The organism is Ohtaekwangia koreensis (assembly GCF_900167975.1).
Taxonomy (GTDB): domain Bacteria; phylum Bacteroidota; class Bacteroidia; order Cytophagales; family Cyclobacteriaceae; genus Ohtaekwangia; species Ohtaekwangia koreensis.
Genome location: NZ_FUZU01000001.1, coordinates 2697093 through 2721749, shown reverse-complemented (window position 1 = coordinate 2721749; position 24657 = coordinate 2697093). Strand labels below are relative to the sequence as shown.

The 24657-nt window shown below is 43.7% G+C and carries 10 protein-coding genes; 5 read left to right on the top strand and 5 right to left on the bottom strand.

Features of this window, described 5'->3' with window-relative positions:
* Positions 1–375: 375 nt before the first annotated feature.
* From B5Y40_RS10925 to B5Y40_RS10910, 4 genes are all read right to left on the bottom strand, one after another.
* Positions 376–4509, bottom strand: coding sequence for a hybrid sensor histidine kinase/response regulator transcription factor (locus B5Y40_RS10925; protein ID WP_143785697.1), 4134 nt, complete (start codon positions 4507–4509; stop codon positions 376–378).
* Between the two features lie 42 nt (positions 4510–4551).
* On the bottom strand, positions 4552–5952 hold the full coding sequence (locus B5Y40_RS10920; protein ID WP_079686692.1) for a PorP/SprF family type IX secretion system membrane protein: 1401 nt from the start codon (positions 5950–5952) through the stop codon (positions 4552–4554).
* Complete coding sequence (locus B5Y40_RS10915) at positions 5949–8708, bottom strand: InlB B-repeat-containing protein (RefSeq protein WP_079686691.1); 2760 nt, start codon at positions 8706–8708, stop codon at positions 5949–5951. The genes B5Y40_RS10920 and B5Y40_RS10915 overlap by 4 nt, the downstream gene beginning before the upstream one ends.
* A 98-nt stretch (positions 8709–8806) precedes the next feature.
* Positions 8807–10966 (bottom strand): beta-galactosidase, encoded by a 2160-nt coding sequence (locus tag B5Y40_RS10910; protein WP_079686690.1) that lies wholly within the window; start codon positions 10964–10966, stop codon positions 8807–8809.
* Positions 10967–11712: 746 nt separating this feature from the next.
* On the opposite strand from B5Y40_RS10910, the gene B5Y40_RS10905 reads away from it, so the two are divergent.
* The 5 genes from B5Y40_RS10905 (at position 11713) to B5Y40_RS10885 (ending at position 22149) form a co-directional block, all read left to right on the top strand.
* Complete coding sequence (locus B5Y40_RS10905; protein ID WP_079686689.1) at positions 11713–14871, top strand: ATP-binding protein; 3159 nt, start codon at positions 11713–11715, stop codon at positions 14869–14871.
* 892 nt (positions 14872–15763) lie between these two features.
* Positions 15764–19264 (top strand): two-component regulator propeller domain-containing protein, encoded by a 3501-nt coding sequence (locus B5Y40_RS10900; protein ID WP_079686688.1) that lies wholly within the window; start codon positions 15764–15766, stop codon positions 19262–19264.
* A gap of 78 nt (positions 19265–19342) precedes the next feature.
* A complete protein-coding gene (locus B5Y40_RS10895) occupies positions 19343–19912 on the top strand; it encodes a SiaB family protein kinase (protein WP_079686687.1) in 570 nt (189 codons plus the stop codon).
* Between the two features lie 2 nt (positions 19913–19914).
* Positions 19915–20298 carry a DUF1987 domain-containing protein gene (locus tag B5Y40_RS10890; protein ID WP_079686686.1) on the top strand — a complete coding sequence of 128 codons (384 nt, stop codon included), beginning with the start codon at positions 19915–19917 and terminating at the stop codon, positions 20296–20298.
* Positions 20299–20511: 213 nt separating this feature from the next.
* Complete coding sequence (locus B5Y40_RS10885) at positions 20512–22149, top strand: alpha-L-fucosidase (protein ID WP_079686685.1); 1638 nt, start codon at positions 20512–20514, stop codon at positions 22147–22149.
* 244 nt (positions 22150–22393) lie between these two features.
* Here the strand turns inward: B5Y40_RS10885 and B5Y40_RS10880 are convergent, their stop codons facing one another.
* On the bottom strand, positions 22394–24610 hold the full coding sequence (locus B5Y40_RS10880; protein WP_245840516.1) for a glycoside hydrolase family 43 protein: 2217 nt from the start codon (positions 24608–24610) through the stop codon (positions 22394–22396).
* Positions 24611–24657: the final 47 nt, after the last annotated feature.

Genomic DNA, 24657 nt, shown 5'->3' with positions numbered 1-24657 from the left:
CATTTGAATGACATGCACTACCTGCTCATAGGTAAGAAAACCCTTACATGTCAATTTAGTGTAGCCATGCTTCGGTATTTAAATTAAATTGCGTTTCCTATAGTACGCATATATACCTTCATTTGATTTAAACTTTCTGGCGGCGCACCTGTCCTTTAGCGTTTAGTCATACGTCTAATTTCAAATCAGTATAATAAGCCACCCAAAAATTAAAAAGATCAGTATATATCCTGTCAATTCAAGAATAAGAAGCATTCTTAACTTTCGTTTCAACCGCGACATATTTTAAAATATAAGAGTGTTTAAAATTCATTTATGTACGTATACAGATAGTCGGATTAAGGTCAGCCTTTGTCGAACATACTTGTCACTCACTTAATCTCTCCGTTTAGCCCTGGCATACTCTGACGGCAATACATGGTATTGTCTTTGGAAAAGGCGTGCGAAATATCTGGAGTTGGTGAACCCTACCCGGCAGGTAATTTCGGACACGAGGAGCTGACTCTTCTCAAGAAGCTGTGCTGCATGTTGCATGCGAATAAAACGAATCAGCTCTAATGGAGATTTACCGGTAAGCTCCTGTACTTTCCTGAAAAACTGTGCACGACTTAAACCAAGTTCGCGACTTAGATCCGAGACGGTTAGTTCTTTGTTTGCTATATTCTTTTCGATTACCGTAACAACGTCACGTATAAATATATTATCCAAAGGAGCCATCGCACTTTCACTAAGTACATACTCTTTTTCAACTAAGTTCTCTATTGTTTTTCGCAATGAAATTAAGTTCCGGATTCTCGAGATCAATATCGGAATACTGAGCGGTTTCGACATATAGGCCTCAGCACCTACCTCAAATCCTTCAAGCCATTGCTCTTCATCTGAATAGCCCGAGATCAAAATTACCGGTATATGATTTACCCGTTGATCTGATTTAATCTTTTTGCAAAGATTAATACCATTCAAGTCGGGCATTATCTCATTGGTAATGATTAAATCCGGGTACTTCAAAATGGTTTTCTGCCACCCCTCTTCGCCCATTTTTGCTTCGATAACATCATACGGTATCTTGAGGCTCTCTTTCAGATACAAACGAAAATCTTCGTTATGTTCTACTAGCAAGATGAGTGGCTTTCCTCTCGATATAGATATAGAACCACCGTCTACTACACTATCTACCTCATTGTTAACCGGGTTAATCATCGCTTCCGGAATAGAGTCAGCAATTTTCTTAAGCGGTAGTAATACAATAAAAGAACTTCCTTTACCAACTTCACTTTCAACCATGATGCTTCCTCCATGGATCCGTACAAATTCTTTTGTCACAGCGAGTCCGATACCACCGCCCTGGTTCACCATAGAGCTTGGTATTTCATTTTGAAGAAAGCACTCAAAGACCACCTCCCGCTGGTCTGGCGGTATACCAATTCCAGTATCTTTTACAATGATTTCTATGATGCTGTTTTCTGATAATTCTTTAACATCGACAATTACCGAGATCGCTCCAGAGTCCAACGTAAATTTGAAGGCGTTGGAAAGAAGGTTGAACAATATCCTCTCAACCTTTTCGTAATCGAATATAGCTTCCAGCGAAGATATACTCGACTCGAAGGTGAGCTTTATACTTTTCTTCTCCGAAAGATCTGTAAACGAATATACCGTGTCGCGAACCACCTGAATGATGTCTCCCTCGAATGGATCAAAGCGAATATCACGAACTTCCATTTTCCGGAAATCAAGATGCTGGTTCACGAGGCTCAACAATCGCTTGGCGTATCGTTGCATGAGATCAACATCCTTTCGTTGGTCAATATCTTTAACCTGTTCACTAAGTTTTTTAAGGGTAGAAATGGTGAGTGAAAGCAGAGCTCTAAATTCGTGACTCACGTTGGTAAAGAAGTTTGTATTGATCTTATCCAGCTCGAGTGACCGTATAGTTTCCACCTGTTGTTGCTTGATAGCGAACTTCATTCGCTCGCCTTTCTGTATTATTTTATGCGTTATATAAAACCCGGCAAGCAAAAGGAATATATAGGTAAGAAAAGCTCCTCCTGATTTCCAGAACGGTGGAAGCACTTTGATGGGAAGGGATATACCTTCTTCACTCCACTCGCCATCATTGTTAGTCGCAAGTACACGAAATGTATAGTGGCCTGCATCAAGGTTGGTAAAGGTTACTCGCCGGTGGTTGGCATCAGCAAGCATCCAATCGTCATTTAAACCTTCAAGTTTGTATTTATACCTCGTTTTAGACGGGTGTATAAAGTTAAGCGCAGCGAACTCTATTGAGAAAACATTATCGCTTGCTGCCAGCAAAACAGAAGGATTTGTGGTAATGGAAGACGACAACAAAGGGCCATTATTGGTCTCTTCACGTCCCGGATGTATACTTCTGTTAAACAACTGAAAATCTGTAAACACAAGACGTGGTATAGTTTTATTATGCACTATATCTTTTGGCTTGAAAATATGGAAGCCCTTGTCTCCACCAAACACAAGTTCTCCGGTTTTTAACCTGATCGCCGCATCTTCATTAAAATGTTGTCCTTGTAAACCGTCAGCCTCGGAGTAGTTGGTAAAACGGAGCTGAATGCTATCACCAAATGCTATAGGAGTGGCACACGCAAGTCCATCGGAAGTACTGAGCCATAATCGGCCATCAGCATCTTCTTCCATAGACATAATTGTATTATGAGGCAGTCCATCCTTCTCTGTAAAATTGGTAAACCGATTTGTTTTTCTCTGCCATACGCTGAGCCCTCCGACTGTTCCTATCCACATGCGTCCCCTGGAATCTTCGAGTATACCGGTAATAATATTGCTGGCAAGCGATGTCCGATTATTCCTATCCGATTCGAAATGCACTATATTTCCAGAGGCTTTCTGTAGCACGTCGATGCCTAAGGAAGTTCCGAACCACAGGTTTCCCTTCGTGTCTTCAGTAACGGTTGATATATACCCTGATTGAAGTGCTTTTTGCTGTACGTGAGAGTAACGTGTAAATGTTTTCGTTTTTCTGTTAAAGAGATTAACACCTCCGTTAAGAGTGCCGATCCATAGCTGGTGTTTTGAATCTTCAAAAATTTCCCACACACTTTTATCAGAAAGACTCCCGGAGTCATTAACACGGTGCTGATACCGGGTAAATTTACCACCGTCAAAACAATTTAGCCCGCCAAAGAACGTACCGATCCATAACTTGCCTTCGTGGTCTAAACACAAACTCACAACAACATTACTACTCAGGCTATACGGATCCTTAGGATTATGCCTGTACGTTGTAAATCTACCACTGCTTCTGTCCAGGTATATCAATCCACCTCCGTTTGTTCCCAGCCACAGATTTCCTTTCTTGTCTTCTATAAAATGATTTATATCTTCAAAGGGCAAGGCATACCGTTTGGAGTGTCGGTTATAAATCGGAAACGGCACCATACTTTCATGGAAGAAGTTTAATCCATTTTTATAGGTACCGAGCCAAATTATACCATCAGGGTCTTTATATATCGTAGTAGTTGAATGAACACTAAGCGCTGTGCCTATATCTGAATCCTGTGAAACATTTCGTATCGAAAAACTCTTTTTATCCAGTATATCAATTCCGGCACCGTTGTAAGAAATCCATATATAGCCCTGATCATCCTGAACAAGTCCGGTAATCAGATCAGAACTCAATGCCGTAGGTATAGAATCTTTCTTAAGGTGGTATATTTTGTTTTTATCTGTATTGTAATAAAACACACCTTCGTCCACGTTAGCTATAAAACTCCAAAGGTCCCCATCCTTATCAATCATCAACTCACAATGCAAAGGTTTGCCGGTCTTGCGCATTGAAGTCGGTAAACAAATACGCTTTACCACTCTGAGTTTTCCTTTATCAAGCGCAGCATTCTCCACAATACCATTCGAATGCGCAATCCAGTAACTTCCATCATGATGCGGTGCGAAAGAAGTTATATTGTTGGTACTGATGGTTGAGACATCACCATCAATGTGCTTTAAGGAAGCTATGTTCTTTCTTTTTTCATTAAAGCACACCAGCCCACTGTTATTTAGTACAAGCCAATAATTACCGGCATTGTCATGAACTATATTTGTGACATCCGCTGGATTTTCAATTGATTTTTTATCCAGGAAATGACTCTTGGTTGAGAATCTCTCCGTGGTTGGATCATAGAAGCAAACACCATGATCAGTAACAATGCCAAGCTCTCCCCCTGGTACCTCGAATAGTCTGCTAATATTATCGTTAATGAGAGAAGATGAATCCGCGAGGTTGTTGCGGTATATCTTGATAGAATAACCGTCAAACCGATTAAGCCCTGATTCGGTTCCGATCCATATAAAACCGGTTTTGTCCCTATAAATACTTTTTACGAAGTTATTAGACAAGCCCTGACGACTATCGATATGTACAAAGCGATGTCTTTGCGCAAATATTTTGTCCGATGAAAAAACCGACAAGAACATTACGAGAAACCAACTGAATGCGAAAAAACTGTTCTCGTTCACGACTATTGGAAAGTTAAAATCACTTATATCAGTTTCGCACACTCATTCAATACTGAGAATCCATGTGTCACGAAAGGTATACCGCGACATCCGTCTGTATTCATTGCAAAGCTTTTGCGCCAGCTCCCGGGTGGGTGGCGCATTGTTCATGTGAACTATATAGTAATGCTTTTCATGATAGTACGCCACTTCGGCCGGGTAGTTCGCTCGTTTAAGGTTAAAAGCATATTGTTTCGCATACGCAGGCGAACGGAATACACCTACCACTACATAATGTCCAGGGGCTAATCCTTCTCCGGAAAGTGACTGTGTAATTACCTTAGTCTGACTTCCATCAGGTGTATCAACCGGAACGAGCGCACTGGCATGCATCTCTGCTTGCCTAGCTTCCTCTTGGTGTTGAGCTGTTTCAACAGGGCTCGAAGACTTATCTGTTTCCGCTGGTCTCTCCTGCTGTACTATAGTTTCATTTGTATTCGATATACCGGTTTCATTAGCTTCACTAACCTGCGAAGACCCACCTATAGTTTTTAGTTTTGTTTTTGCTTCCGGTCTTTTCTTTTTTCCGAGTTGTACGATCAGTTGTATTTCGTGTGTGCCTGCGCCCAACGTATTTGTACTGCCTGTTGCAAATTCGTAAGCATATCCTACTTTCAGTTTGTCCTTTATATTCGTTCCGGCAAACGCCGAAGCGCCATAACGTTGTCGGTACGATCCTCCAACCCAAACTATACTATTAATTACCAGAGAACCTAAGCCTTCCAGCTGAGCATTCGTGTTATCATTGGTACGGTATATAACCATAGGTTCAAAAACCATCCGATCACTAAAATATATACTATAGCTTGCAGACGATATAGTATTGCGAACCTGGCTGATGCCAACCTTGTTAAAGTTGTTCTCAGATGCAACATAGGTATTGAAAAGACGAGGTATAGCAAAAGCAAGCTTAAAATTACCGCGCTGATAATGCATACCAAACTGTCCTTCAAACGTGGATGTTGCGCCAACCACCGGGTCGTTTGAGTAACCATCATCGGCACGAATAGAAACACTGGTTACACCCGCCGACAGTCCAAAGGCAATCTTATGATTGTCGCCAACCTTGTTTCCCAGGTATACCTGATACGCAAAGGTTGCAAGCCCCGTAGTTGTTTTCAGTACGCCTGCCTTATCCTGAGAACCCGTAAAGGCTATACCAGCCTTATAGCTTAGTGGCAAATGAAAACTTAGTGTTCCGGTAACAGGTGCTCCTTCAACACCGGCCCATTGATTTCTATAGTTCAGGTATACTTCAGTATACCCGTTGGGTGCCACGAACGATGGATTATATAAAAACGGATTAAGAAAGTAATGGCTATAGACGGGGCTCTGCTGTGCCTGTAGAGGATACATTATGCACCATACCGCAGCAAAAAGCAAAAGTTTGAATGGTAGTTTCATTTCAGTCGGGCGATGGTAACACTACCAGTTTGTTTTGTATTATCAGGATACCGGATTAAATAAAAGTACGCACCATCGGGAAGCGGTTTACCGTTTGAAGTTCCGTCCCAGGGACTGGCATACCCGGTAGAAGAATATACTTTCTGTCCCTGCCGGTTGTAGATGACGATGTCACAACCATCCAAGAGGTAAGCGTTCACAATATTCCAGGCTTCTGTACTTACATCACCATGGTTGTCCGGTGAGAATAACTTTGGAATTTTCAAGACATCTCCTTCAGGCTGAAAGTTGGCTTGAATAGCGAGGTCACGATTCATGGTAACTGTTTGGGAAGAAGAGCTACCTGCTATATCTCCGCTCCAACCGGTAAAAGTATATCCGGGTGCAGCTACCGCTTCTATCGGCACCACGGTTCCAGATATATAGGTACCGGATCCTGTTACCGAACCGCCAGCAGCCGGCACAACGGTAGCGCTAAGCGTGAAGCTCGTGATGCTGAAGTTTGCAGTAACAGTTTTGTTGCTGCTGATCGTTACCGTAGTGGATGAAGCCGTTCCGGATGCATCGCCACTCCAGCCGGTAAAGGTATACCCGGCCGAAGGTATTGCGGTGAGTGTTACTACGCTGCCGGCATCATACGTTCCGGCTCCAGTTATACTGCCACCATCCGTTGGTGAAGCTATAGTTGTCAGAGTATATTTCGTTGTGCCGGACTGTGACTGGAAATTTGCTGTAACAGTTTTATTGGCGTTCATCGTTATGGTCGTGGAAGCGGAAGTCCCTGAGGCATCGCCACTCCAGCCGGTGAAGATATACCCCGCTGCCGGTGTTGCAGTGAGTGTTGCCGTGCTTCCCATAACATACTCTCCTGCGCCGCTTACTGTGCCGCCAACAGACGGCGTTGCTATAGTGGCAAGAGTATATTTGATTGCCTGGAAGTTTGCCGTAACAGACTTGTTGGCGGTCATAGTCACCGTTGTGATGGCATTCGTCCCGGTGGCATCGCCACTCCAGCCAGTAAAGGTATATCCTGCAGCAGGTGTTGCAGTTACGGCTACTGCGGTTCCCGAATTATATGTTCCTGCACCTGTCACCGTACCACCGGCAGCGGGTGAAGCGGCAGTACTAAGGGTATACGTTACGGGTTTGGTCAACAGAATTGCTGTTGTAGAAAGTGATGGCACGGTGAGGGTAAGTGAATTTGAATTTGCCGTCACTGTATTTGACTTCAATGCGTTTTGCGTGTGGGAAACGAAAGTCTCTGTTGCCGGCAGAGACGACAACTGCAATGTTTTGTATGTTCCGTTGGCAACCGTAAAATTGTTTAGATTGATGGTTACCGTGCGCGAGGCGCCCATATCACGGTTGACAACGATCACCGTTAAAGAGTCTGAATTTTCATTTACCGAGGAGTAAGCTGATACGGTGTTCTCCAGAGAGGAAGTACTGGATACGCTGTATTTTTTTGCATTCCTGCCAAAGAGGTGTAATGTTTCCCACATGCCGATTGACCAGTTCCAGGGTGAAAACAGTTCAACGCCATTGTTTGCAAAGGTGCCCAGGTGTGAAGCATAGATAACAGACTCCAGGCTTGGGTTGCTGCTGGACATGGTACCCCATTCGCTCAAACCGGCTGTTATACCATGGTTCGCTCCAAAGTGCTCGGTTAGCCAGCCATCGATACGCTTGAATATATATTGTTTTGTAAGTGAGTTATCCCATCCACCTTTACTTCCCTTAATACCATTTGAACCTGGATAATCATACGTCTCATCATAGTATATCCGGTGTCCCTGTAGTGCCTCAGCATCATTATTATAGGAAGGATAGTTATGGATATCAAATACATCTACCAGTTTGACACCGGTTGTTTTATACTCATCACCCAGACGTTTTATGAAATACTCAAGCCAGGGATAATACCTGCCATTGATATTTATACTTTCACCTTGCCATTTATACCAAAACCATTCTGCGGTTCCAACAGGTCCACAGAGCTTGATGCCCGGGTATAAAGCTTTCGCTTTCTTCGCTAGTTCAATGTAGCGATCTATAAAGGCATCGGCGGATAACTGTGTGGGCATAGCCCAGTCATGAGTAGCAAACCAGATATCTGTCTCATTATCCATACTCCAGTACACAAACTGGTTTTTGTTAAACCCTTTACCATTGGCTCCAAACCAATGATCAAGAATTTCAACAGAAGAATCGGCCGGCCATACCTTGCTGAACAAATTCATATCTCCATCAACCAAGGCTTGACCTCCACCCGTTGTATTGACTACTCCTCCACCGGCTAAATTTTGATGAGTACCACTCCAACCCTGTGCTTGGTTGTAAGCCCAGTCATCGAAGTTATTATTTGGATTGGATGCTACTCTGCCCAGTAACTGAAAGGCAAACATGCCCTGTATATTGGGAAAGTTGTCATTAATTTTTTGTGCTAGTGCATCCCAATCAGTACCATAAACATTATTATACCAGTCGGGATGAATCGTAATTCTTTTACGCCAGTTATAACCTGATGCGTTATTACCTCCGTTTAACCGCGCAAAGCGCAACCCTGCATCTTTATAAAATTGTGCAGGTTTGTCAAAGCCTTCATTTCGGCCGTAGATGTATGGGGAAATCAAGCGTTTGTTCTGAACTGCATTCACTGAAATCGTTACATTTTGGGCAAGCACCGTGCTTGTTGTAAAAAACAGCAACGCCCCGATCAGACACATTTTCATTTGGCAGAGTATTGATTTTTCCATTTTTAGGAGTTTAACGATTGTATCTATTGTCTTAAAAATTCTGCGTGTAGGGCTATACCCAAATGCTATAGTGGAGAACCACAACTATACCCCTTGCGCTACTTTGTTTCGATGATGGCCACATCCCAGGCTTTTAGCATCAGGGTTATACCTTTTTGAACTGCCTGGCCTGTGAGCAGGTCGACTCCATCGTCATACATGTAAGGGAACGTCTTGTCAGCCGGTGAAAAGTTATAGTATAAGTGAAGATACTTTCCGCTATTGCTGAGGCCGTGTTTTACTTTTACTCTCTCCGGTAATTGTTGATCTGTTCCAAGAAGATTCAGTTTACGCAGTTCAGATGTTAGTATACTTTTAATAATGCTTTCTGAAGGTATAGTTCCGAAATAAGTCATCGCTCCTTTACCGCTGTTGTTTCGTACTATAGCGGGGTATATACCGAACACCGGATGATCGTAAAAAGCAAGTGGCTTAGCTGTGGTAGTCTGTAAAAACTCGGCCCATTGCTCGGTATAGTTCTCACCATTTACTTTGAACGGATCTCCCTTCAAGGGAACCGGCGAACGCAGGGTTGAGAATTCCTGGTAGGTAAATCCTGCTATATCTGTAAGACCAGCAGGCATTGTCTCATGGCGTACAGCTGAGTACTCATTACAAAACCCGCTTTTCATAGTTACCATGAGGTGGCCTCCATTTTTCACAAAAGCATTAAGCCTGCTCAGCATTGCATCGCTTGCTATATACAGGGATGGTACAATCAATACCTCATACTTGCTAAGATCTTCTGTATTATCAAATACAAAGTCTGCTTCAACATTCAAATCGTATAAAACTTTGTAGAACCTTGCAAGTATCTTTTGATAGGCTCCGTCAGCATCCCAGGGGCCGGTTTCAGGGCCTTTGAAGTTGTTATCAAAACGTTGAAGGTTGAGAGCAACATCCGAGTCTTCGCTGAAGAGAATCGCTACTTTGTTATTCTTCCTGATGTTCACCAGCTTCCTGCCAAGCTTTTCACGCTCGTGCCCGATGGTGCTAATCTCTTTATATATTCTTCCGGGTTTGAGGTCATGGGGAAGAACTCCTCTCCAGTATTGTTCTATACCGTTGTGCAAAGAGTGCCAATGCCAATAGGAAACCAGGTTGGCGCCCGAGCCTATATGCGAGTAGTAATTTAGTCTTAGCTGTCCATCATAGGGAGGAAACTGTTCTTTTGAATTCCAGCCAATGGAAGCTGCGTTGGTTTCTGGAACCAGGTAATTCTTCATTTTCAGCGAGCGCGTAAAATCACCCTGCATGGCGATGCGAAGTCCATCGGATCGATCCTGATCGTAATGATATATATTCACGCCTGCATAGTCGAGTACGGCTGAAATTGCCTTTTGATCCAAATCGCTGCGAAGAGCACCGGCAAAGTCGTGCATAATAAATTGGGAAGGCGCTTTGTATTTTTTAACGATGGATGCCTGCCAAGAAAGAAAATCAGTTACCGTAGATCGCTGGTATCGCGCCCACTCCAGCCTATAGCCCGGATGATTGAATCCGCTGGCAGGATGCAGCTCATCCCATTCATTTATAGCTTGCCCCCAATAGTTAAGCCCCCATACTATATTTACTTTGTCAACGGTCTGAAATTTTTTCTTGAGGTAATCTATATATAGGAGGTGATTCACTTTATCATCCGGCCACTTGGAATGTGTTTCGTTATCGATCTGATAACCTATAACCGCGGGATTTGCTTTATAGTGTTCTACGATTCTTTTTATAATTCTTTGACTATAGTATTGATATATAGGATTCGTTAAATCTACATTTTGACGGATGCCATATTTCAGTCGTTGTCCATTCTCCTGCATGGCTGTTATCTCCGGATATTTATGGTATAGCCAGGCCGGGATAGAATATGTGGGTGTGCCGATGATTACTTTAATGCCTGCTTTATGCATCGCGCTTACAACTTTGTCCATCCACGCGAATTCAAATTCTCCTTCTTTAGGCTCCCATAATTGCCAGGTTGATTCACCTAAGCGAACATAGTTGATGCCGGCATCTTTCATTAACGCTACATCTTGCCCAAGCCGCTCATAAGGCATATACTCATGGTAATACGCTACGCCAAACAGTATATCGTCAAATGGGTATACTTGTGCTTTTACTATAGGGTTTACACTCACCAAGCACACCGTTAAGTATAGTCTAATTATAAATTTCCTTAACGTCCTGAGATTCTTGCCGTCACCTTGAACTAAACTCGTCATCATTCTTTGCGTCTATTTTACCGCAGCAAAAAAGCTACAGGTCAACATCACGCAAAGTAAACAGTTCTTATTTTCACTGAAGAGCCAAAACATCGCAGAATGCATCCCGAAAAGTCTACCCACCTTGTAACGTAGCATTGTGGTTTAATTGTAGCAGTCTTGTATACTAAGCGCACCTATTACTACAGGAATGTAAATATGAGTAAGAAAAAAAAAGCTCTTTAATTTAGTATGGAGCTTACATCACCGCCCTTTTAAAAAATGACAAATAGTCTAAAGAGTCTAGACAATCCATCCCGTTAAGTAATCACGCCACTCCTAAACACACATCGTTTTGCCGCGAATTTGAAATTATCTAAAATCCTAACATTGAAATCAATGCGCCGGATTAACATGAAGAAGAATCTGGTAGGTATAGCGGGTCTTGGCAAGCGCGAACCTATGCTATATTGCGCCTGAAGACATTTGAGCCCAAGGATGTACAATCATCACCCTTTCTCATATCCTTCGTCTTTGCTACCGTTAATATTAAAAGAAATACACAGGCACGTGGCTATTAATAATGTGTAGCATATAGCCATGACGCACTTACACTTCAGAATAGATAAGTACCCGTCTTGATTGGGCAAGTCAGTAAAAATACCGATGTCCCTGTTAGTGTTCATCCCATGTATTGATAAGATCATTTGCTATAGCTTTGAGTTCAAATTGATCAGCAGTTTGGTATACAATCTTTAACCATTTAACCGATGCGATACCTCGCTACGACATGTGTGTTTTTTCTAACGTGTTTTATTACGCATGCGCAGCAGCTATTTGAACAGAATTACCCCATTGAGGTTTACCAGGGTGCCAGTCAAAACTGGGCGATCCTTCAGGATAAACATGGCGTTATTTACGTTGCCAATACAGAGGGACTTCTCCGATATGATGGCACTCGCTGGGATCTTATTTCACTACCCAATAGAGAGGCTATTTATTATGCAGGCATTGATGATGAAGGAAACATATATACCTCATCAACATACGAGGTTGGTGTTTTTAAGATCGGACCCGGCGGTACGTATGAGTACCATTCATTAACGCATGAGATCCCGGACTCCTACAAACTGGATGAGCGCACCGGTGTGAGAGTCTTTAACAATGAAGTATTTTTCTGCAACGAAAATCATATATACATATATGGTAACGGTAAATTTAAAGTTCACCAACCCGGAGGTGAAGGCTTTATTGTGAGCCGAAATAACATATACCTAAAAAAAGGTTCCGGCTTACACAACTATAAAAACGGCAGATTTGCGACCAACCCCCATTTTACAAAAACAAGCGACACACACTATAAATGGTTTTCCAGTAATTCTGATGACAACCTGTTGGTGCTTGACGACAAAAATCAGGTTTGGTCAGTAGATGAAAAGCATCCTGATGATGATTGGAGGATGCTCTCTGAAAAGCTCAACAAAAACCTGAAGAACCTGAAAATACACCATATAACCAGTACCAGTAATGGTAATATTGTGGTTCACATAGGAAGAGCAATACTCTTTTTTAATAGCAACGGCGAGCCGGTATATCGCATCGACAATGAAAACCTTTTGGAAGGAGACGCATTTGTCCTGGAAGACCAGCAGCACAACCTATGGTTTAATGCCGATTCAAACATCCTCCAGGTTATAGCCAGTTCTCCTATCTCCTATTATGATAATAAAAACGGACTAAAGGGATTTATCATGTCGCTTGGCCGTGCAACTCAATACCAATATATAGGAACAACAAAGGGGATTTTTTACGAGAAAGAAAGAGGCACCTTCACCATGCTCGCCGGAGTAGAAGGTGGTATCTGGAATCTCTACAATTTTCATAATACAATGTATGCATGTCACGACTCCAGCGTGCTGCAAATATACCACGACAAAGCTAAGATGATTATCAAGCATCCGTGGGTGATGTCGCTATGCTCGCTGGAAAAACGAGCTGATCGTATGATCATGGGTACTTACAATACCGGGATATGGTTATTGCAAAATAAGGACGGTAAATGGTCTAAGAAGAGAATCAAAGGATTTGAAGAAGAAACACGGAATATACTCCAGGATGAAGAAGGTAATATCTGGATCAGCCACCTCAACAAAGGCATCTGGAAACTGAAGTTGAATCAGGACATGGACTCCGTAATTTCCAATACCTTCTATGACAAAACCAATGGACTTCCTTCCAGCATTTATAATAAAATTCATCGATTAAAGGGAAAAATCGTTGCATCAACCATCAACGGTATATATAGCTATAACAAGACGCGTAATTCTTTTGAACAGGAAGACGTATATGACAAAGCACTGGGAAGCGGTTTTTGCATTTACACGCTCACCGAAAGCCCGGAAGGTGATATATATTTCTGGGGCGCTCATCCCAAAGGCAAAGAGACAGCGGGGGTTTTGCAGCGGCAGTCTAAAGGAAATTTTAAATTGTTGCTCACCCCTTTTAATAAAATTGCCACGTCATTTCGTAATTTAAGAGTAGGCGTTGATGCTCCGATACTCGTTACAAATTCCGGTGAAATATGGATCGGAAATGACCAAAAAGTATATAATTACAACCCGAATCAAAAAACATTCTATAATGATCCTATACATATATCTATACAAAAAGTGTGGACCAGTGATTCTTTGATTTACGAAAATTCCACAAAGGCAACAACAACTCCAACACTGCGTTTTGCCGTCAACAATCTCAAGTTTGAATTTCTCTGTTCTTCGCTGGAGAGTACGGAAATGAATCAGTATCAATATACGATTGAGGGATTTGAAAATAAATGGTCTGAATGGACCACGGGTAGAGATGCACATTATACTAATTTACCAGCAGGAGATTATACTTTTTATGTACGCGCAAAAAATGTTTACGATGTTATCAGTGAACCAGCGTCGTTTCGCTTCCGTATTAATCCACCGTGGTATAGCACCGGGCTTGCTTACGTTATATATATAGGTTCATTTTATATTCTGGTTCATTCGCTCGTTCGGTATAGTGTAAGAAGGGAAAAAAAACAAAAAATGATTCTGGAGGGGGTTGTCCATGAAAAAACGAAAGAACTGATTTATGTCAACAATTTATTGTCGAATAAAAACGATCAACTTCAGAACGCTAACACTATCATTGAAGGCAAAAACAAAGAAATAAAAAACCGGAATGAAACGCTTGAACAAGAGGTTCACAAAAGAACAAAGGAGCTTGTTGAATATAACCAGCAATTGGAACAATTTGCGTTCGTTACTGCCCACAATTTACGTGGACCGGTTGCCAGGATGCTGGGGCTTGGTATTGTTATGCGGATGACGGGTAATGACCCTGAAGAAACAAAATCTTTAACCGACAAGCTACTCACGACCGCTGAAGAGATTGATTCTGTGATTAAAGATCTCAACCAAATTTTACAGGTAAAAGATACACCCAACCAATTGGAAGAACTTAATCTGCAAGAAGAAATCAGTGAAGTGATTTCTGTTTTTAAAAGAGAAATTAACAATACAAATGCAACGGTATCGAGTAATATCTCGGAAGTTGAAGTCATCACTACTTCACATGCTTATTTAAAAAATATAGTATATCAATTACTTAGCAACTGTTTCAATTTCCGACATCCTGATAGAGTTCCAGAAATTCACATAACTGCCACCAATACCGAAGATTATATATGCCTCGCTGTCTCCGACAATGGCCTGGGCATGCATTTGCAAAAAATTGAGGGGAAACTTTTCACGCTTTATGGAAGATTTCATTTACACATCGAGGGTAAAGGGATTGGTATGTACTTGGCAAAGACCCAGATATTATCTCTGGGGGGAAAAATTGAAGTTGACAGCGAAGTGAATGTAGGAACAACCGTCAAAGTATTTTTTAGAAAATAACATAGGTCTTGCGAAAAGGACCGATCAAAAACTGAAGAAACCGCTTTGATTAATTCCATGAGAAGTGACCGTCAGACGGTCATTGAAAAGTTTCAAAATCATCTGTAGCATTCGACAGCCAGTTAAAAGAGGCAACAATCGAAGAAGGTACAAATGACGAGAAAAGCCTGTTGTACATTTCAAGACTTGCAGCATCAATCCGTAACGAGTTCCTGAACAAAGTAGAGTCGACAAAACTGATGGCCTCCTTGAAGGACTTTAACCCATCACCCTGCTTGACAAAAACAGCAGATGGTTGCCAACCTGAAACAAGAGATTCAGTTCTTAACTACTCAAGCGGAAAAATTATAAACATTACGGCTTCGCGAAAAAACAAGCCTGACACTTACCTGTTTAGTGCTGGCTGTACCAGGCTTACTCTACTTCTTTAGCCACCTTGCTACTCATCGCAGCAGGATGAACCCATCCTTTAAGCCGAGCGCAACAAGCGGTTCCTGCTTCTTTCAACTGTTACCTATCTTTTAGTAATAGTAAGCACAGAAATTTCTGTTTGTGCCGGTTCTTGATGATCGGCATTTAAGAATTTTCAAGGCATAGCCATCAAACGAAGGAACTTGCTCATGATTCCCTCTGCATTCGCCTCAACTACAAAAATTCAAAGATTGGTAGAGAGTCTTTTTTATCTACACAAATTGTCTGTACAAACAGGACAGATCGTGTATGCGTCCTTTTATTCACACCTGTTCTCGGCCGATCTATATCGTTTGAAACCAGAGGAAACGTATTGGGCATCAAAAGTACACCATTTTGTCAATGCATGATAAGTCGCTATCATCCATTAAATCAAATGATTACGAAGACATTTACAGAAAGTTTGATTTGAAAATTTGATATGCGTGAAACCATTAACGCCATGAGAGGAGTAATGGAAAAATCGATTTTTGGGAACTCTATTATGAGAAATACTTTACTACTGCTAATTTTTTCAACTATAGGTCTGCTCTGCCATGCTCAACAGGAACAAATTCATTTTAAACGCATTTCTTTGAGAGAAGGACTTTCCCAAAGTATGGGCAAGTGTAGCTACAAGGACAAACAAGGTTATATGTGGTTCGGTACACTTGATGGGCTCAACCGCTATGACGGCTATGAGATGACCGTCTTCCGCAATGACCCCAAAAATCCCGCAAGCGTCAGCAGCAATTTTATCAACGATATACAGGAAGATCAAGCGGGCAATCTCTGGGTGGCAACCACCGAGGGCATCGACCGCTTCGACCGACAAAAGGAAATCTTCATCCACTATCCGCTGGGCGATGAGCCCTCCTCCTATATAGTTGATATCTTCCAAGATAACCAGGGCACCCTCTGGGTAGTCACCCCAGACGTACTCTTCCGCTGGGAGAAGGGGCAATTCCGCGCCTATCCTACATCATTTAATATTGGCGGTTTACGCAACGTGACCGTGGACGATCAGGGAGACTTCTGGCTAGTCTCTTGGGGAAATCTTAAACGCTTCAATCCTCGCAACAAACAGGTTAGTGATTACCAAATCAATTCATGCAAGGTCATTCAAGACAGTCATGGCCGCCTCTGGGTAGGAGCCTACCAAGGTCTGTTTCTCTACAACCGCCAGACCGATTCCTTTACTCGCTTTGTCCACGAGGAAAACAACCCCAACAGCCTCTCCCGCACCGAAGTCCTCGCCCTGGCCGAAGGTACCGACGGTCGTCTCTGGATTGGCACCCAGAACGGGGGTATCAGCCTATTTGACTACCGCCAGAACCGCTTCAGCACCTTACGCCAGAACATTGATGACCCCACGAGTCTGAGTAATAATACAGTGCATACCTTTTATCGGGATGATCAAGGTAATATGTGGGCCGGTACCTGGGCCGGGGGCTTTAACCTGTATTCTCCCTACGCAGCCAAGTTCGTACACTACCAGAAGATCCTCGACTTTAACAATCCCAATATGAATGCCGTCACGGGTGACTCACAGGGCCGCATCTGGATCGGCATCGAAGATGGCGGACTGGTGATGTTTGATCGCCGCACTGGAAAATTTACCCACTACCCCAACACACTTCAACAGGGGGTTGCCACCGATGTCATCTTCTCCCTGGTCGATTACAGTCGCGACTCCCTGGCCATTGGGTACAGCATCGCCAGTTTTGCCTTCTTTAACAAACGCACCGGGAAGTTTAATCACTTTTTCCCCGATCCGGCTCGTCCGAATGGCCTATCGGGGAAGATCAAGACAATCGTGTTCCAAGATGGCGACCACAACGTCTGGATGGGCGATTGGGGAGGAGGTTTGAGCTTCTACGACCACCGAAGCCGGCAATTCACCAGCTACCACTCCGATTCCAAAGATACTGCCAGTCTGAATAATAATGTAGTGTTTGCCATCTGTGAAGACCGCCAGGCCAACCTATGGGTCGGTACGGACGGTGGGCTCAACCACTTTGACCGCAGCAGCGGGAAGTTTGTCCGCTACCAGCACGATGAAAAGAATCCCCACAGCCTGAGCCACAATACCATCAATACCCTGTTGGTGGACCACCAGGGCCGCCTCTGGGTCGGCACAATGGGGGGGCTCAACCGCCTGGATGAGAAAACCAACCGCTTCATCCATTATGGCATTAAAGATGGCTTGCCCAACGAAGTGATCAAGGCAATCCTGGAAGATGAAAAAGGGAACCTGTGGCTGGGTACCAACAAAGGACTCAGCCGCTTTAATCTTCAGCAGCACACTTTCCGCAACTTCGATGTTAATGATGGCCTGCAAGTAGAGGAGTTCAACCGCAATGCCTGTTATAAAGCGGCCGATGGCACCCTGTTTTTTGCTGGCACCACAGGTATCAACATGTTTCATCCCGACAGCCTGCGAGAGAATCCGTACATTCCTCCAGTGGTCATTACCGATTTTCAGATCTTTAATAAGTCGGCTAATCTGACCGACAAAGACTCACCACTTCAGCAAAGTATTACTCAAACCAAAGAATTGACACTATCCTACAAGCAATCGGTGTTTACCTTTGAGTTTGCGGCCCTCAATTTTATCCTTCCAGGCAAAAACCAATATGCCTATAAACTAGAGGGCTTTGATGAGGATTGGAATCAGGTAGGAACGCAACGAAAGGCTACCTATACCAACCTAGATCCGGGAGAATATGTCTTCAAAGTCAAAGCCTCCAACAACGATGGGGTATGGAATGAGCAAGGCACCTCCATTAAAGTTATCATTACCCCGCCCTTCTGGCAAACCTGGTGGTTCCGACTCGGAGTAACCTTGGCAATCCTGGGCAGTGCTTTCACCTTCTATCAGATTCGGATCAACGCCATCCAGGCTCAGAAGGCCAAACTGGAAGAACAGGTGCTGGAACGAACCGCTGAAGTGATGCAACAAAAAGAAGAGTTGGAAGCGCAAACCGAATCCCTGCAAATCATCAATGCCGACATGCAGGAAAAGCAAGAGGAGATTCTGCAGCAACAGGAAGAGTTACAGGCCACCGCCGAACAACTCCAAACCATTAATGACGAACTCAAGGAAAGCCAAATAGAAATTGAAATCCAGCACAATAGTCTGCGCAAAGCCAATGAGCAGGTGATGAGCAGCATTCTGTATGCCAACACCATTTATCATGCCCTGCTACCCTCCGAGAAAAAGATAAGTCAGACTTTACCAGAACATTTTGTGCTTTACCGCCCCAAGGATATCGTATCAGGCGACTTCTATTGGTTCTCTCATTTGTCTAAAGAAGACCTGGAGGGAGAAGAAAATGATCTTGTTTTTATAGCCGTTGTTGACTGTACCGGCCACGGCGTTCCCGGTGCTTTTATGTCCATCATCGGAAATACCCTGCTCAACGAAATTATCAATTTCAAACACATCCTTGATCCGGCCGAGATACTCGAACAATTGGATAAAGGCGTCAAGAGTGCCATCGACAAAGCTGAAGGTGTAAACACTGCCGGCATGGATGTGTGTCTCATGCGCATGCAAAAAGGAGAAGGCGGCCAGGTGCGGGTATTATATGCCGGAGCAAAACGACCCTTATTCTATGTACTTAACCAACATCAGGCAGTTAACATCCTGTCGGCAGACCGACGATCCATTGGAGGTCAATACACTACCGAACGTCCTTTTACGACCAAAGAACTGATCGTTGAAAAGGGCACCACATTTTATTTGGCCACGGATGGATATACGGATCAGAATAACCCGGACCGGATTAAACTCGGGACACCCCGGCTGAAAGAAGTCATTAGCCAAGTGGTATTCCTTCCTTTATCAGAACAAAAAGTGGCCTTTGACGAGGTTCTTGATGAGCATCAGCAAGCCGCTGACCAAAGAGACGACATTACCCTGATAGGCGTGAAAGTGTAGGTATCCTCGTGGAATTCGGATGGATTCCTCAGGCTTACGTGTATAGAGTATAGCATTCAATTAATCATCATAAAAACTGTGGATAAAAAACTAAACATTCTGGCATTTGATGAAAACCTGGAAAAGGACCACATCCTCGTTTATTATAAGGGTCCCTTTATTGACACGGTGCTGGCTTCTATTGGTAATCGCATCAATGAGATCGAGATGAACCCTGTTTTGAATAAGAAAGTATTTTCCATCTTTCTGGAATTGGCACAAAATGTCTCCTACTATTCGGAAGAAAGAGAGCTCCATGATCAAAAGTCAAAAAGCTATGGACGAGGTTCGTTTCTTATATGCGATTGGAACAGCCATTACTCTCTTACATCGGCGAACCTGATTAAAAAAAGCTGGGCGCCAATTATTACGGAGAAGTGTAAGAAGATCAATAGCCTGGACGTTGATGCCTTGCGTCAATGGAAAAGAGAACTCCGCAATCAGCCTATATATGAAGGCCAGCTCGGTGCCAATGTAGGTCTAATCGATATAGCATTAAAAGCGGGCTCACCACTGGAAGTAGAGATTACTCCCTTTGATGAGAATTACGATTTTTTTGCCCTGTCCATTAATGTTTCAAAAACGATAAACAACAACAATAATATATAGCTATGGAAGATCTGAAAATTATAGGGGAGAAAAACATCTTTTTTATTCCCAACGTAAACTTTTCTATCGAAACCGGTATCTGTGAGTTAGACGGGGAATCCTACCTGGAAAACACCTTCGCATTTTATGCACCTTTGTTAAAATGGCTGGAAGACTATATGGTTTATTTCAATAAACCGATAACCTTTAATTTTGGACTTAGTTACTTCAACACCTCCTCCTCCCGGAGCATCCTCGACATCTTGAATACTTTAAAGCAATATGAGAAACAAGGAGGGAGTGTAACTGTAAATTGGAAGATTCGTGATTGGGATCAAGATATGAAACAGGATGTCGAAGATTTTTCAATTGATTCCAATTTACCCATCCACACACTGAGTTGCTGATTCTTACCGTTCTGGTCCACCAATTAAACCCCCTTCACCCCACCAACGAATCGTCTCATGTCTTTAGCATGCTTCGCCACGCGTGACAGAATCGCCTGTTCATCAGGATTAACGGAGTTGATTTTGGATATTAGCCTTAAAGATTATCCCTTCAAAGAGAGGTGGCTTACCTAATTTTAGCTTAAACCATTTTGAACGATACAAAACTCAACCATGAACCGAAGAACAATTTTAAAAACTCTAGCCGCTGTCCTACCTGGGAGCGCCCTGGCTGGCAACTTATACGGGAGACAGAACAACCCGGCAGCAGACTCGTTTGCACAGGCCCCTTTTAAGCCTACCTGGTCATCGCTCGAACAGTATACCGTACCCGAATGGTACCGGGATGCCAAGTTCGGTATATGGGCGCACTGGGGACCGCAGTGCCAACCCGAATACGGAGACTGGTATGCACGCGAACTGTATCAGGAGGGTAGTGAGAAGTATAAATACCATCTGAGCCGGTATGGACATCCCTCAAAGTTCGGGTTCAAAGACGTCATCCACGAGTGGAAAGCTGAGGCCTGGGATCCGTATGAACTCGTTAAGCTCTATAAACAGGCAGGCGCAAAATATTTCATGGCACTAGCCAATCACCACGACAATTTCGATAACTATGCCAGCAGCCATCAGGCATGGAATTCAGTGAACCTGGGGCCCAAAAAAGACCTCATCGACGGTTGGGCCAAAGCAACCCGGAAAGCCGGACTTAACTTCGGTGTCAGCGTCCATGCCGCCCACGCTTGGAGCTGGTATGAGGCCGCTCAGCGGGCTGACAAGTCAGGACCTCATGCAGATATCCCTTATGATGGAAAACTCACAAAAGCGGACGGAAAGGGCCTCTGGTGGCAAGGATATGATCCGCAAGACCTGTATGCACAAAACCATCCATTAAGTGCCCACAGCGACGAAGACCAGATGATCCATAAACAATGGCATTGGGGGAACGGCGTAAGCGTACCCAGCAAGGCGTACTGCGAGAAGTTTTTAAAACGAACCGTAGAACTAGTCGATAAGTATGACCCAGATGTGATCTACTTCGATGATACGGCTTTACCCCTGTGGCCTATTAGCGAGGTCGGTCTTCAGTTTGCCGCCTACTACTATAACCGAAGTAAAAAAATGAAGGGCAACGTTGAAGTAGTCATCAATGGAAAGATTCTGGATGAACAACAACGAAAAGCCATCGTATGGGACCTGGAGAAAGGAGCATTTAATAGCATCGAACCTTTTGTCTGGCAAACGTGCACCTGCATCGGCAACTGGCATTATGATCGAAGGGTCTACGATAGTAACGGCTATAAGTCAGCACAAGCCGTGATTCACATTCTCTGTGACGTTGTCTCTAAAAATGGAAATCTGCTCTTAAACGTCCCCGTACGGGGCAACGGCACGATTGATGAAAAAGAACGCACTGTCGTGGAAGAGATTGGTGAGTGGATGCAGTCCAACGGCGAGGGTATCTTTGGCACGAGGCCCTGGAAGGTTTTTGGTGAAGGGCCCGCTATGGGCACCGCTGGCCCACTCACGGGACAGGGATTCAATGAAGGCAAAGGCAAGCCACTGGGCAGCGAAGATTTCAGGTTCACAAAAAAGAAAGATTCCGTATATGCATTCTTCTTTGGGTGGCCGGAAAAAAAATCACTCCTGATCAAATCGCTTGCCCAGGAACGTATTCAAAATGTGAAGTTGCTGGGATACAGCGGACCAATAGAATGGTCGCGTGATGCTGCCGGGGTCACCGTAAAGCTTCCGGATCAGGTACCCGGCATTCGTGCCTATACATTAAAGTTCGAAGGCATCGAAGCATAGTCTAAATCGTTAGGCCCAATTGCATGAAGAAATGGAATGGTGTCACCCAAGCGCAGTTTTCCAAAATTTTACGGCTTGTCCCCAATAGCCGGGTAGATTTGATTGCACGTTTTGGTGACACCATTTTTCCACGCCCTGGTCTTTAATGGGCATACTATATTCTCATGTCTGAATATCCGATATAACCCTATAACTTTCTTTTTTATCGAAAGTGATCATCCTAAGGATCTGCTGTGTGGCCTTGTTAATGAAGCGCGACCGGTTCTATACCGTTAAGCGTTGGAATCACCTGCTCTATAGTTCCGTCGGCATTAAATTTCAAACGATCAATACATACTTCACGATGATACCCGGCAGCACCTCCCATAGCATCTCCTTGCGGGCGAGTGAAGCGATGGTATACTATATACCATTCATCTCTGCCTGGAATTTGAATTATCGAATTGTGACCTGTAGCACGAATGGCCAGTGTATCATTTCGGCGAATGACTATATTCTCCCTGGCAACACGAATAGGCCCAAGCGGACTGTCCGAAGTTCCATAGCGAACTTTATACTCCGCGCTGCGCGTGTCGTCCTCAGACCAGAAAAAATAATATATACCTTTTCGGAAAATCACATAAGTACCTTCGCGAAAAGTAGCATCCGGAGTCAAAACACGAACGGAGTCTTGGTTGAAAGACACCATATCGTCATGGAGTCTGACACCCGCCATATAGCCATTTCCCCAATACAAAAAATGGTTTTTTGAAACCGGATCAAGAAACACGGCCGGGTCAATCTCCTGCCCTCCGTTCACCCCTTGGGGTTTGAAGTCGATCAGTGGCTTTCCTTTGTCAACAAATGGTCCCACGGGTGAATCTGAACTTGCCACACCAATTTTCTGCCCTGCAGTAAAATAGTAGTAGTACCTGTAACCACTGCCGCGCTTTGTTTCAACAATGGTTGGTGCCCACGCATTTGCCTTTGCCCAGGAGACATCCTTTTCTAAGTCCAGAATAACGCCTTCATCTCTCCAGTGCAATAGATCGGTAGAAGAAAAAGTTTTGAATCGCCTCCCCGACCAATGAACAAATCCATCACTGGTTGGATAGAGATAGAACTTCTTTTCTTTTTCCGAATACAGGATATCTGGATCTGCAAAATACCCGTTGAGCACGGGATTGCCATACCGAACAGCACCGACCTCAATCTCGGTTACTTTCTTATCCATCGCCACAGTATATTTCACAGGACCCTTGCTGAAATCCTGAGGCCCCGCGGGCTTCAGGGTATATACTTTCGGGAAAGTAAATTGCGGGTCGAGCCTCGAAAGATCAGTATCCCGGCTAACAGAAAGCGTTACCGTAGTGCCTTCAACAACCGTGTTGTTGGACCGAACGGATTTGTTTTGTGCCCCCGACAACACATTGCCTATAGGAAACCATGCATCAAGCAGGCGTTTATATTCCTGCGTTGTTATCGCCATGACTGTACCATGCCGGGGATGAAAATCCATTGAGACTTTCTTGTCCACGACCGTAAAATTTAAGAGGTCTTTACTTTGCGTGAACTGATAGGCCCCTTTCTTATATACATCATACATTAAAATCCAGCCTTCATCGTTATTGAGTTTAAACACACCCGCTCCTTCCACGGATTCATCCGTCTGATCCAGATACCGGTCTAGTGAGACATAGCCTTCATTGATTTTCTCTGACACCGCTTTCTTAATTCCTGCATCGGCACCTTCCGTCTTAAAAAACATATTATACTTTCCATCATGGTATATGATATCGGCATCAATGCAGGCTGAATTGGTGGGACTGAAAAATAACTGCTTGGGTGTAGTCTCCAGATCCGTGAAGTCTTTGTTGGCATAAGCATAGTATATTTTATCCGGACCATTGCCCAGGCGCATTGACCAATAAAGCATATACTTCTTTAGCGCTGGATCGTAAATCGTCTGCGGTGCCCATACCCGGTTGACGTGAGCAAATTCCGGGAACTTCTCAGGAACGTTTACAACGGCATGTGTCCAGTGAACAAGGTCCGGCGACTTCATCATCACCATAGCAACGTTTGGACCCCATTCGTTCTTGGCCACATGCATATCGGTAGCCACCATAAAAAAAGTCTTCCCGTCGCAGGCTCTCAATATATGCGGATCCCGGACACCTCCCGTACTGCTGATGGCAGCCGACGAGAGTATAGGTTTGTTGTCATGAAGGGCGATGTAATTAAAACCATCCTCACTGAGAGCAAAGCGGATCTGTTCATCTCCCTTCTCTCCACCCGTAAAATAAGTAAACAGGTAGGCCGTATAGGGACCGGGGTTGTCAACAGGGTTCGCCGAAATCAACAGCATGCCCATGAGCAGGCAGAGAATTCCCCGGATCATTTTCAGGCGAGTAAAAAAAACAAGTATAAATCGATAGACAACACTATCAGCAAATTCAAAGCGGGGACTGTCTGTTTTCATAAAGTTCATGGGACCGTAAATCTATGTAATGCTTTCGTATGTATACT